Annotated in this window: 12 protein-coding genes, 1 tRNA gene and 1 pseudogene; 10 read left to right on the top strand and 4 right to left on the bottom strand. The window is 66.2% G+C overall.

Going from position 1 to position 12,028, the window contains the following annotated elements; all coding sequences use genetic code 11:
- Nucleotides 1-27: 27 nt before the first annotated feature.
- The gene (gene pyk / locus G3I17_RS15280; protein ID WP_164596661.1) at nt 28-1,470 is read left to right on the top strand and encodes a pyruvate kinase; all 1,443 of its coding nucleotides are present in this window, start codon (nt 28-30) and stop codon (nt 1,468-1,470) included.
- Nucleotides 1,471-1,701: 231 nt separating this feature from the next.
- On the opposite strand, the gene G3I17_RS42110 is transcribed toward pyk, so the two are convergent.
- Both G3I17_RS42110 and G3I17_RS15270 read right to left on the bottom strand, forming a co-directional pair.
- A complete protein-coding gene (locus G3I17_RS42110) occupies nt 1,702-1,983 on the bottom strand; it encodes a helix-turn-helix domain-containing protein (RefSeq protein WP_343238315.1) in 282 nt (93 codons plus the stop codon).
- 82 nt (nt 1,984-2,065) lie between these two features.
- Nucleotides 2,066-2,138: transfer RNA gene (locus G3I17_RS15270), tRNA-Leu, on the bottom strand.
- Nucleotides 2,139-2,191: 53 nt separating this feature from the next.
- On the opposite strand from G3I17_RS15270, the gene G3I17_RS15265 reads away from it, so the two are divergent.
- From G3I17_RS15265 to G3I17_RS15235, 8 genes and pseudogenes are all read left to right on the top strand, one after another.
- Nucleotides 2,192-3,112 (top strand): helix-turn-helix domain-containing protein, encoded by a 921-nt coding sequence (locus tag G3I17_RS15265; protein ID WP_203590210.1) that lies wholly within the window; start codon nt 2,192-2,194, stop codon nt 3,110-3,112.
- 24 nt (nt 3,113-3,136) lie between these two features.
- On the top strand, nt 3,137-3,712 hold the full coding sequence (locus G3I17_RS15260; protein ID WP_164596660.1) for a response regulator: 576 nt from the start codon (nt 3,137-3,139) through the stop codon (nt 3,710-3,712).
- A 335-nt stretch (nt 3,713-4,047) separates the two neighbouring features.
- A complete protein-coding gene (locus G3I17_RS15255; RefSeq protein ID WP_164596735.1) occupies nt 4,048-5,277 on the top strand; it encodes a branched-chain amino acid ABC transporter substrate-binding protein in 1,230 nt (409 codons plus the stop codon).
- Nucleotides 5,278-5,355: 78 nt separating this feature from the next.
- Nucleotides 5,356-5,787 (top strand): annotated as a pseudogene (locus tag G3I17_RS39805) (hypothetical protein); the annotation flags it as partial.
- Between the two features lie 84 nt (nt 5,788-5,871).
- Nucleotides 5,872-6,672, top strand: coding sequence for a branched-chain amino acid ABC transporter permease (locus G3I17_RS15250; protein WP_343238319.1), 801 nt, complete (start codon nt 5,872-5,874; stop codon nt 6,670-6,672).
- On the top strand, nt 6,669-8,363 hold the full coding sequence (locus tag G3I17_RS15245) for a branched-chain amino acid ABC transporter permease (RefSeq protein WP_164596659.1): 1,695 nt from the start codon (nt 6,669-6,671) through the stop codon (nt 8,361-8,363). The genes G3I17_RS15250 and G3I17_RS15245 overlap by 4 nt, the downstream gene beginning before the upstream one ends.
- On the top strand, nt 8,360-9,235 hold the full coding sequence (locus G3I17_RS15240) for an ABC transporter ATP-binding protein (RefSeq protein ID WP_164596658.1): 876 nt from the start codon (nt 8,360-8,362) through the stop codon (nt 9,233-9,235). The genes G3I17_RS15245 and G3I17_RS15240 overlap by 4 nt, the downstream gene beginning before the upstream one ends.
- Nucleotides 9,232-9,948 carry an ABC transporter ATP-binding protein gene (locus tag G3I17_RS15235; RefSeq protein WP_164596657.1) on the top strand — a complete coding sequence of 239 codons (717 nt, stop codon included), beginning with the start codon at nt 9,232-9,234 and terminating at the stop codon, nt 9,946-9,948. The genes G3I17_RS15240 and G3I17_RS15235 overlap by 4 nt, the downstream gene beginning before the upstream one ends.
- A gap of 69 nt (nt 9,949-10,017) precedes the next feature.
- On the opposite strand, the gene G3I17_RS15230 is transcribed toward G3I17_RS15235, so the two are convergent.
- The gene (locus G3I17_RS15230) at nt 10,018-10,758 is read right to left on the bottom strand and encodes a DUF554 domain-containing protein (protein ID WP_164596656.1); all 741 of its coding nucleotides are present in this window, start codon (nt 10,756-10,758) and stop codon (nt 10,018-10,020) included.
- 174 nt (nt 10,759-10,932) lie between these two features.
- Here G3I17_RS15230 and G3I17_RS15225 point away from each other — a divergent pair, with 174 nt between their 5' ends.
- The gene (locus tag G3I17_RS15225) at nt 10,933-11,580 is read left to right on the top strand and encodes a GNAT family N-acetyltransferase (protein WP_164596655.1); all 648 of its coding nucleotides are present in this window, start codon (nt 10,933-10,935) and stop codon (nt 11,578-11,580) included.
- Here the strand turns inward: G3I17_RS15225 and G3I17_RS15220 are convergent.
- Nucleotides 11,559-11,987 carry a hotdog fold thioesterase gene (locus G3I17_RS15220; protein WP_164596654.1) on the bottom strand — a complete coding sequence of 143 codons (429 nt, stop codon included), beginning with the start codon at nt 11,985-11,987 and terminating at the stop codon, nt 11,559-11,561. The two genes, G3I17_RS15225 and G3I17_RS15220, sit on opposite strands and share 22 nt — an antisense overlap.
- Between the last annotated feature and the right edge of the window lie 41 nt (nt 11,988-12,028).

Genomic DNA, 12,028 nt, shown 5'->3' with positions numbered 1-12,028 from the left:
GGTCTTGTAGGAGTAGGGTTTTGTGACGTGCGTCGCGCAAAAATCGTTTGTACGCTCGGCCCGGCTACGGCCGCCCCGGAGCGCATCCTGGAACTCGTCCAAGCTGGTATGGACGTCGCTCGGCTGAACCTGAGCCACGGCGCCCATGCCGAGCACGAGCGCATCTACCACCGGATTCGCGCTGCAGCGGAGGAGACCGGCAAAAACGTCGGCATCCTCGTAGACCTGCAGGGCCCGAAGATCCGGCTGGCGGAGTTCGCCGAAGGCAAGGTCACCTTGACCTACGGTGAGCGCTTCACCATCACCACCCGGGAGGTCCCCGGTGACGTGACCATCTGCGGTACGACGTACGACGGGCTGCCCGGCGACGTCAACGTGGGTGATCAGCTACTCATCGACGACGGCCGCATCGCTCTGGTCGCCGAGGAGGTGACCGAGACCGACGTGATCTGCCGGGTGACCGTGGGCGGACCGGTGTCGAACCACAAGGGCATCAACCTGCCAGGTGTCACGGTGAGCGTGCCGGCCATGTCGGAGAAGGACGTGGAGGACCTGCGCTGGGCCCTGCACCTGCCGGCCGACATGATCGCGCTGTCCTTCGTCCAGCGCGCGGCCGACATCCAGATCGTGCACAAGATCATGGAAGAGGAAGGTCACCGGGTGCCGGTGATCGCCAAGATCGAGAAGCCGCAGGCGGTCGCCAACCTCGACGAGATCATCGAGGCCTTCGACGGCTTCATGGTCGCCCGCGGTGACCTCGGCGTGGAACTCCCGCTGGAGGAGGTCCCGCTGGTCCAGAAGCTGATCATCGACCAGGCCCGGCTGAACGCGAAGCCGGTGATCGTCGCCACCCAGATGCTGGAGTCGATGATCTCGGCGCCGCGGCCGACCCGGGCCGAGGCCTCCGACGTCGCCAACGCGGTGCTCGACGGCGCCGACGCGGTGATGCTGTCCGGTGAGACCAGCGTCGGCCGGTTCCCGATCGAGACGGTCAAGACGATGGCCCGGATCGTCGCGTCGACCGAGCAGCACGGCCTCGGCCGGGTCGCCGAGATCGAGTGGGAGCCGAAGACCAAGGGCGGCGTGATCGCCAAGGCGGCGGCCGACGTGGCCGAGGCGCTGAACGCGAAGATGCTGGTCGCCTTCACCCAGAGCGGCGACACGGCCCTGAGGCTGGCCCGCTACCGCACCGAGATCCCGGTACTGGCCTTCACGCCGGTCCCGTCGGTGAGCGCCTGGCTGAGCGTCGTCTGGGGCGTCGAGACCCACATCGTCCCGACCGTCCAGCACACCGACGACATGGTCCGCCAGGTAGACCAGCGCCTGCTGGAACTCGGCAAACTCCAAAAGGGCGACCTGGTAGTCATCGTCGCCGGCTCCCCACCCTCCATCCCCGGCTCCACCAACGCCCTCCGAGTCCACCGAATGGGCGACGCCATCTCCGGCGCAGCCCCGGCGTACCGCGACTGACCAAGCAACACCAAGCACCTAGAGGCAGCCGGCCACCTGACCGGCTGCCTCTAACTTTTTGGTCAGGACTTCGGCCCGACATACCGATCAAGCGCGGCAACGCCTCCACGCCTGGCAACCGAGAGCAGGTTCCGCCGCGGCATTCGCCAAGGGATGGCCAGTAGATCCAGCGCCCACTGGCACAACGCCATGATGTCGGCCGACTCATTGGAGAACTGGCACCTCGGGCACTCATACCGCTTGACCTCGCCGCCGACGGTACGGGTCGTCCAGTTCGCGCCCCGACAGCCATCGGAGTTGAACAGTCCGCGGAGACAGATGCCCGGCTCCGCTGCGACCAAGCAGCCCGTCAGCGCAGAGCGGGCAACGGCTCAGCCGAACCTTCGGCTCCGGCCGATCGCGCCAGTCGCGCAGGGTCGACCTGCTGATGCCTTGGCGCTTGCTGATCGAGTTGAGGCTCTCACCGCTGGCGATAGCAGCCATGGCCGCGGCCCGCACCTCGTCGTCGTACATGACCAGACAATCTCAGAACCCACCGACAGTTCGGCCAAGCATGAAAAAGCCCCGAATCCCAATGGATTCGAGGCCGATTCGGTGCCCTGGGTGGGATTCGAACCCACACTGTATGCAGTTTGAGTGCATCCTCTCTGCCGTTGGAGTACCAGGGCTTTCCGCCCAAGATCCTAACCCACAGAGGAGGTCGCGACACTGCAAGGGCGCGTTGTTCGCTGCGGTGCTTCCGTCATTCGGCAGCTCCGTTGAGCAAGACCATCTTCCTTGTTTTGGCGGCCTCCTGGCAAATCGATTCCATTTCAGGCGTGGTACGCAAAGTGTCGGCGGTCACTGGAAACCTGGTGACATGCCTCACTTCAGGTCGCAGGAGACGGTTGACTCCGCGTTGCGGATGTCGGACAACGGGGTCAGTGATCGAGCCAATGCTGAGATTCATGGGGTTGCGGTCAAGACCATCAAGCGGTGGCGGCGGCAGTACCAGGAGCTCGGACTGCCGCGGCGGCTAGGGTTTGCTCCTACGCCATGTCCGCTTTGCGATGGGGCGGAACTCGACGAATCGGCGTACGCGCTGTTGCTTGGCTGGTACCTGGGTGATGGTCACATCGTCGCGGCGAAGCGTGGTGTCTACACCTTGCAGATCGCGAACGATCAGAAGTACATGACCCTCAGCGAGGAAGTCGCGGCGACGATGCGGCTGGTGAAGCCGACTGCGAGCCCGTGCCTGCGAGGTGGTTCAACTGCGACGCGGATCGAGGTGCGGTGGAAGCACTGGCCTTGTTTGTTTCCTCAGCATGGGCCGGGGCGGAAGCATCTGCGGAAGATCGAGTTGGCCGACTGGCAGCGGGAGATCGTTGCCAAGTACCCCGAAAAGTTGCTGCGGGGTTTGTTTCATTCGGACGGTTGCCGGATCGTGAACTGGACAACCCGCTCGATCGTGGGTGGGGAGATGAGGCGGTACGAGTACGGCAGGTACATGTTCTCCAACGAGTCCGAGGACATCATCGGCATCCTGACCGACGCGCTCGACCGACTCGCGATTCCCTGGCGGCTGCCGCGACGGAACCTGGTCGCCGTCAGTCGGAAAGAGGGGGTCGAGGCGCTCGATCGGTTTGTCGGGGTCAAGAGCTGAGGGGGGATCGATAAGGTGGCCCTTGTGAATGCTAAGCGGGTGGTGATCGCGGAGGATGAAGCGCTGATCCGGATGGATCTGGCGGAGATGCTGGCTGAGGAGGGGTACGACGTTGTCGGGCAGGCGGGGGATGGGGAGGAAGCCATCCGGCTGGCGACCGAGTTCCGGCCTGATCTGGTGATTCTCGATGTCAAGATGCCGAAGCTGGACGGGCTCAGCGCGGCCGAGAAAATCGCCGGCGACCGGATCGCTCCGGTGCTGATGCTGACCGCGTTCTCGCAGCGTGAACTGGTCGAGCGGGCCCGGGACGCCGGCGCGATGGCGTACCTGGTGAAACCGTTCTCCAAGGCGGACCTGTTGCCGGCCATCGAGATCGCCTCCTCCCGGTACGTCGAGCTGGCGGAGCTCGAGCGTGAGGTGGCCGACCTGGCCGAGCGGCTGGAGACGCGCAAGCTGGTCGACCGGGCCAAGTCGGTGCTGCAGACCAAGTTCGGGCTGTCCGAGCCGGACTCGTTCCGCTGGATCCAGAAGACCGCGATGGACAAGCGCGTCTCGATGCGCCAGGTGGCCGAGCTGGTCGTTGACGAAGCAGGTTCCTGACCCGTAGTCCGGTGGACACCCTCCGTGCCATTTCGATGCCTGACGCAACGAGATGCGCGGGTGCGGTGCAAAGAGTTTCGTTGCGCAAGGTCATCGAGTTGGTTGTTGCCGGGGCGCGCAGTGACGGCACTGTCACTCTCTGGTCACCGAACCAGGGCATCGACCAGCGGTTAACAGTCGTCACTCGTCCCCATGCTGCTTACGGCGGTAACGACCTCACAACACACGCTGGGTGACGTTCGCTTGTAGGACTCCCGGCGGTCTAACCTGCGGGTGCTCGCGGCATTCGCGAGAGTCCGGGGGTTTGCCCGGACTATCCAGACATGGGAGGAACAGTGCAGCAGCGTTCCGTAGTACGGGTCGGCGCGTCGCTGATCGTTGCGTCGTTGGCTCTGACTGCCTGCGGTTCACGCAGCGACGACGACAACGGTGGGGGCTCCGGCACCGCGACGAAGACCGCCAAGATCGGCGTGATCGCGCCTCTGTCCGGAGACTTGTCGGCTCTGGGTCTGGGTATCCAGCACTCGGTGGAACTGGCCGTGAAGCAGGCGAACGACACGAACGCGGTCCCGGGCTGGAAGCTCGAGGTCGCCGCGAAGGATGACGAGGCCAAGACGGACGTCGGCAAGAACGCCGCGACCTCGCTGTCCTCCGACCCCGACGTGATCGGTGTGGTCGGCACGCTGAACACCAGCGTCGCCCAGCAGGTCACTCCGGTGCTCGCGCCGAAGAACATCGTCCAGGTCTCCCCGGCCAACACCGGTCCCGGCCTGACCCAGGGCGCCCAGTGGCAGACCGCCCCCAAGCGGCTCTACACGAACTACTTCCGTACCTGCACGACGGACGCTGTCCAGGGTCCGTTCGCTGCCCGGTACCTGTACGAGACGGCGAAGATCACCAAGGTCGCCACGATCCACGACAAGAAGGCCTACGGCCAGGGCCTGGTCGGCACCTTCACCGAGGAGTTCAAGAAGCTCGGTGGCCAGGTCGTCGAGGCTCAGACGGTCAACCCGGACGACTCGAACTACCAGGCCGTCATCTCGGCGATCAAGCCGAGCGCGCCGCAGGCTCTGTACTACGGCGGCGAGTTCCCGCTGGCCGGTCCGCTCTCGCAGCAGATGAAGGCCGCCGGCCTGAACATCCCGCTGATGGGTGGCGACGGCATCTTCGACCCGAAGTTCATCCAGCTCGGTGGCAAGACCAGCGATGGTGACCTGGCCACCTCGGTCGGCGCGCCGACCGACTCGCTGCCGTCGGCGAAGAAGTTCGTCGCCGACTACACCGCGGCCGGCTACAAGGACGCCTACGGTGCGTACGGCGGCTACTCCTTCGACGCGGCGAACTCGATCATCAACGCGCTGAAGGTGTCGCTGAAGGACGCCAAGGACGTCGAGTCCGCCCGCAAGGCGACTGTCGACGCGATGGCTTCGGTGGCATTCGACGGCGTCACCGGCAAGGTCGCCTTCGACGAGTTCGGCGACACGACCTCCAAGGTCCTGACCGTCTACAAGGTTGCCGCCGGCAAGTGGGCGACCGTGGAGACCAAGGACTTCGAAACCAAGTAGTCGACCTGATGTCCTAGGGGGTGGGGCGAACGTCCCACCCCCTAGGCATGTCGAAACTGAGGCAGTTGGGAGGTCGCCGTGGACCAGTTCCTCCAGCAGTTCGTGAACGGGCTGACGCTGGGATCGCTGTACGCCCTGATCGCGGTCGGGTACACCGTCGTCTATGGAATCGTGCAGCTCATCAACTTCGCCCATGGCGAGGTGTTCATGATCGGTGCGTTCGGCGCACTGACCACTTATCTTTTGTTCTTCAACGGTCACACCTCGGTCTGGATCCTCCCGGTGATGATCGTGGGCGCCATGGCGGCCTCGGTCGGGACCGCGGTGCTGATGGAACGTGTCGCGTATCGTCCCCTGCGGAACGCGCCACGGCTGGCCCCGCTGATCACCGCGATCGGTATCTCGGTGTTCCTGCAGGAGTTCATCCGGCTGCTCTACGAGAAGCCGGGCTGGACGGTGTTCGCGATGGCCGGTCTCACCTTGCTGGTCGCGTACCTGATCGGGGCGCGCAACACCAAAGTTCCGCTCGATCACCCGGTCACCAAATGGCGCGACCGTGCTCCGTTGCTGGCGGCAAGTGTTCTCGCGCTCGCGGTGTGGGGGCTGCTCCGGCTGGCCCAGCCCGACCTGTCCGTCCTGATCACGCTGGCGGCGGTCGTCGGCGGCCTGATCATCGGTACGGCGGCCGGACTGTTGTTCGCCGCCGGCCTGCATGGTACGGACCGGGCCAAGGCCCTGGTGCGGCCGGTCGCCGTCGTGGCGGTGGCCAGCGGCGTACTGATGGAGATCAGCTGGCTGGTCTACAAGGACATCATCGGCAAGGTCGAGTGGCCGAGCGCCAAGCAGAAGATCCCGTTCCCGCAGATCGACGTGGTGACCGGTAAGGCGCTGGAGCTCGGTGGCGTCACCATCCAGCGGTCGGCGCTCTTCACGATCATCGCCCTGGCCGTCTGCACCGTGCTGCTGTGGTACTTCATCAACCGGACCCGCCTCGGCCGCGGCATGCTCGCGGTCTCCCAGGACCCGGACACCGCCCGGCTGATGGGCATCAACGTCGACCGGATCATCGTGGTCGCGTTCGCCCTCGGTGCCGTGCTCGCCTCGATCGCCGGTATCTCGCAGGGCTTCCAGAACAGCAACATCGAGTTCCGGATGGGCTTCCTGGCGGGTCTGAAGGCGTTCACGGCGGCAGTACTCGGCGGAATCGGCAACATCCAGGGCGCCGTCGTCGGTGGCCTGGTGCTCGGGGTCGTCGAGTCGATGGCCACTCAGTACGTTCCGGGACAGTTCGGCGGTGGATCCTGGAAGGATGTCTGGGCCTTCGTCCTGCTGATCCTGGTGCTGGTCTTCAGGCCGCAGGGTCTGCTCGGAGCAAGGGTGGTGGACCGCGCATGAGTGCCGCACAAACAGCAGTTCCGCAGGCGGCGGGAACGAACCGCGCGGCCTGGCCACTGGGGATCGCCGGCGTGGTGCTGGTGATCGTCGGCTCCTTCCTGTCCTGGAGCTACGACCGCAGCATCCTCGGTGACCTGTCGTACATCGGTGACCCCGGTGGTTTGCAGCGGCTGACGATCATCGGCGCCGTGCTGGCGCTGATCCTGCTGCTGGCCATCAAGGGTCCGCTGACCAAGTCGCTCGGCCCGTGGCTGGACGCGACGCTTGGCCTGCGGGCGTTCGGGGTCGGCCTGACGCTGTACATGGTGCTGATCCTGATCGCGATCGGCACCGAGTCCGGCGGTCTGATCAACGTCGACCCGGGTGCGTACATCAGCCTGGCCGGCGCGATCGCGCTGCTGGTCGGTTCGAGGCTGCTGCCGTTGCGGCAGCTGAAAGACCTGAGCAGGGCGAAGGCGCCGGCCTGGGCGGAGATCCTGGCCATCGCGGTGACGATGGCGGCGGTCCTGTTCGGTGCGGCCTACGCACTCGGGCTGACCGAGGCGTGGTCGTTCATCATCTGCCTGGTCTTCTTCGCCGTGGTCGTCGTGGTGATGTTCCGTACCGGCACCCTGAACTGGTTCAGTCACGTCGCGCAGCGGAACAAGAAGGTCCTCACGCTGGCCGCGTTCGTGGTCGCGTTCTTCTTCCCGTTCACCCAGAACGGGTCGGACGCGAATATGTCGATCGCGACCCAGGTGCTGATCTTCGCGGCCACCGCGATGGGCCTGAACATCGTGGTCGGCCTGGCCGGACTGCTCGACCTCGGCTACATCGCGTTCCTCGGATCCGGTGCCTACGTCGCGGCGATGCTGTCCGAGTCGGCGTTCGCGACGATCGACTGGCACCCGCCGTTCCCGATCGTCGTCCTGCTCGGCGCCTGTGTGGCGGCCACGCTGGGGCTCATCATCGGGTCGCCGACGCTGCGGGTCTCGGGTGACTACCTGGCGATCGTGACGCTGGGCTTCGGTGAGATCTTCCGGTTGACGATGAACAACCTGGACGGCACCAACGGTCCGCTGCTGACCAACGGCCCGAACGGCATCCCCGGTATTCCGGAGCTGCAGATCGGTAGCTTCAACTTCGGTGACACGCACACCGTCGGTGGCATCGAGCTGGGCCGGTTCACGAACTACTACTTCCTGCTGCTGATCCTGATCGCCTTCGTCATCCTGGTCTTCGCCAGGCTGAACGACAGCCGGATCGGTCGTGGCTGGGTGGCGATCCGGGAGGACGAGAAGGCGGCTGAGGCGATGGGTGTGAACGTCTTCGGACTGAAGATCCTCGCCTTCGCGATCGGCGCGTTCCTGGCCGGCCTGGCCGGCACCATCAAGGCCCACCAGGATGTCGCCGTCAGCCCCGACCAGTACGTGTTCCTCGAGTCGGCGTTCCTGCTGGCGGCGATCGTGCTCGGCGGGATGGGCACCATCGCCGGTGTGTTGCTGGGAGCAACGATCCTGAAGCTGCTGCCGGAGAAGCTGCGGTTCTTCTCGGAGTACCGGCTGCTGATGTTCGGTCTGCTGCTGGTGCTGATGATGCGGTTCCGTCCTGAGGGACTGGTCGCCAGTAGACGCAGGCAACTGGAGTTCCACGAGGACGACGAGGAGCTCGCGGTGGCCATCGGCAGCGACCTGGTCGAGGAGGCGAAATGACGATCACCGAAGCGGCGGCAAGCCCGGCGCGCGCGATCGGCGAGCCGGTGCTGGAGGCCTCCGGGGTGACCATGCGGTTCGGTGGTCTGCTGGCGGTCAACGATGTCAACCTGACCGTCCGCGAGGGCGAGATCGTCGGTCTGATCGGCCCCAACGGGGCCGGCAAGACGACCTTCTTCAACTGCCTCACCGGCCTCTACAAGCCGACCAGCGGCCAGGTCCGCTTCGCCGGTACGCCGTTGCCACCCAAGCCGCGGGCAGTCGTCCGGGCCGGGATGGCCCGGACCTTCCAGAACATCCGGCTGTTCGCCAACATGACGGCGCTGGAGAACGTGATGGTCGGGCGCTACTGCCGGACCAGTTCGGGCGCGATCACCTCGATCCTGCGCGGGCCGAAGTTCCGGCGCGAGGAGGCTGCCACCAGGGCGCGGGCCCAGGAGTTGCTCGACTTCGTCGGGCTCGGCAAGTCGACGGAGTACCTGGCCCGGAACATGCCCTACGGCGACCAGCGCCGGCTCGAGATCGCCCGGGCGCTGGCCACCGACCCGAAGCTCATCCTGCTGGACGAGCCGACGGCGGGGATGAACCCGCAGGAGACCAAACAGGCCAGTGACCTGATCTTCAAGATCCGGGATTCGGGCTTGTCGGTGGTCGTGATCGAGCACGACATGCGGTTCATCTTCAACCTCTGTGACCGGGTGCTGTGTCTGGTCCGGGGCGAGGCGCTGATCGAGGGCACGCCGGGCGAGGTGCAGTCGGATCCACGGGTGATCGAGGCCTACATCGGCACCGGTGAGGACGACGACGAGGACGACATCACCGATGCCGGCGTCCAGGACACCACCGCGGCCGACGAGGAGGGCAAAGCATGACCGCGTTGCTCGAGGTCAAGGACCTGGAAGTTGCCTACGGCAAGATCGTTGCGGTGAAGCGGATCAGCTTCTCCGTCGAGGTGGGCCAGGTCGTCTCGCTGATCGGCACGAACGGCGCCGGCAAGACGACCACGCTGCGGACGATCTCCGGCCTGCTCCGGCCGACGCACGGCGAGATCTGGTTCCAGGGTGAGCGGATCGACCAGGTGCCGGCCCACGACATCGTCACGAGGGGGCTGGCGCACTCTCCGGAGGGCCGGCGGATCTTCCCGCGCCTTTCGGTGCAGGAGAACCTGCTGCTCGGGGCGTTCTCGCGCAACGACCACGCGGCGATCCGGACCGATCTGGACGCGGCGTACGACCTCTTCCCGATCCTGGGGGAGCGGCGCAAGCAGCCGGCCGGGACGTTCTCGGGTGGTGAGCAGCAGATGCTCGCGATGGGCCGGGCGATGATGAGCAAGCCCAAGCTGCTGATGCTGGACGAGCCGTCGATGGGCTTGTCGCCGATCATGATGAAGCTGATCATGTCGACGGTCACCGAGCTGCAGAAGCAGGGCACCACGATCCTGCTGGTCGAGCAGAACGCCCAGGCGGCGCTCAAGCGTGCCGACTTCGGGTACGTGCTCGAGGTCGGCCAGATCGTGCTGTCCGGCACGGGGCGCGATCTGCTGGTCAACGACGACGTCCGCAAGGCGTACCTCGGCGAGGACTGACACCCCGCAGTACAAGGTTGCCTGGAGCCCCGGTCGCGAGACCGGGGCTCCTTGCCGTTGACAACGAAATCAGTGGCGGAGGACGACGAGTAGCTGGACCAGCAGGGGAGCGACGATCAGCGCGGGCAGCAGGTCGGCGACGGCGATCTGCTTGATCTTCAGCAGCCGCAGGGCGACGCCGATCAGCAGCAGCCCGCCAGTGGCGCCCAGAGCGGTCACGTGGGCCTCGGGGAGTACGTCGCCCAGTACTGCGCCGATGGCCGTCATCAGGCCCTGGACGACCAGTACTACGACCGCGGAGGCGGCCACGCCCCAGCCCAGTGACGCGGCGAAGGCGATCGAGGCGAACCCGTCCAGTACCGACTTGAGGAACAACTGGTCGGCGCCACGGCCCAGGCCGTCGGACAACGCGCCCAGGAAGGTCAGCGGGCCGACGCAGAACACCATCGACGCCGAGACGAAGCCCTCGACGAAAGTGCTCTCACTGTCGTCGCGACTGAACCGGCGCTGCATCCACGCGCCCAGCCCCTCCAGCCGCTGCTCGATCCGCAGCAGCGAGCCGGCGATGCCACCGATCAGCATCGCGCCGAGCACGATCAGCACCGGAGCGCTGTCACCGACCGCGTTGCTGAGAGCGTCATCGCCCACGGTCAGTGCCGAGGTGATCGCGATCAGCAGCGTGACCAGCCCGAGCGCATCAGTGACCAGGTCGCGGGTCCGCTGACTCAGTCGATGGCCGATCAGAACACCGAGGACCGATCCGGCGAGTACCGCCGCGACGTTCACGACAGTACCGATTCCGATGAACAAACCTGGTCTCCTGTTTCAATTCACACCCCGCCGGTGACTGCCGGTGCGGGGGTGGTTGCATGGGCGAGTCACAGCTTTGCAAGTGACGGCCGAGGCCCTACTGTTGCGCGGGGGATGAGCGTATCCGCTCGCACTTGTTCACCTCGGGGGTGGATCAAGATCTAGGAGGGCCACGTGGCACCAGCCATTGAGGTGCGCGACGCCCATCCCGACGACGCCGCTGCTTTGGTGATGCTCTGGCGCGAGATGGTGCTCGGGGCCGGACACCAGGCCCGGTTGCTCGCCGCGCCGTCCGTGGAGTCCGCGCAGGCCTCCGTGGCCAAGCACGCGGCCGACCCGTCGGGCCGGCTGGTGGTCGGCGAGATCGACGGCGAGCTGGGTGGGATGGCCTATCTGCGCCAGACCCCGATCAGCCCGCTGCACGATGAGGTCACCGTGACGGTGGAGTACCTGCACGTCAGCGACCACGCCCGCCGGCATGGCCTGGGCAAGGCGTTGATCGCCGAGGCGGCCGGCTGGGCCGAGCACGAGAACTGCCCGCATCTGGCCGTCGTCGCCCCGCCGGTCGCCCGCGAGGCGAACAGGTTCCTGGCCCGGTTGGGGCTGGGGCAGGCCGGCGTACTGCGGTTCGCGAGCACGCATACCGTGCGGCGGCGGCTCGCGGCCGAGCACGCGCCCAACCTGCTGGCCCTGTTGTCGTCGAGGCGTTCGGTGATGGCTCGCCGCGCCCAGCTCACCCGCTCGCCGCTGGTGGAGGACCACAGCGCCCTGCATGACGAAGACGGGCAGTACGAGGGAGCTCAGGCTCCCGGCGGCGCCTGAATCAGCTGGCAGGTGATCCGCGCGGTGCAGACCCGCTTGTCCCGGTCGTCGGTGATGACGACCTCGTACGACGTGGTGGTCCGGCCGAGGTAGATCGGGGTGGCGACACCCGTGACGACCCCGTCGCGGACTGCCCGGTGGTGGGTCGCGTTGATGTCGACGCCGACCGCGACCTTGCCGTACGCCGCGGCGTGCAGCGCGGAGCCGATCGAGCCGAGGCTCTCGGCGAGCACGCAGGACGCGCCGCCGTGCAGCAACCCGTACGGCTGGACGTTGCCCTTCACCGGCATCGTCGCGACGACCCGGTCCGGTGCGGCCTCGGTGATGGCGATGCCCATCAGCTCGAGCAGTGTCCCCTCGGTCGACATCCCCGGTACCAGCTCCGAGGCGGTCTTCTCATCACTCATGTGACAAGGCTACGGGAGCCCCGCGTGCGGGTGCGAAAACT

The organism is Streptomyces sp. SID13031 (assembly GCF_010548305.1).
Classification (GTDB): domain Bacteria; phylum Actinomycetota; class Actinomycetes; order Propionibacteriales; family Kribbellaceae; genus Kribbella.
This window is presented reverse-complemented; position numbering and strand designations above follow the sequence as displayed.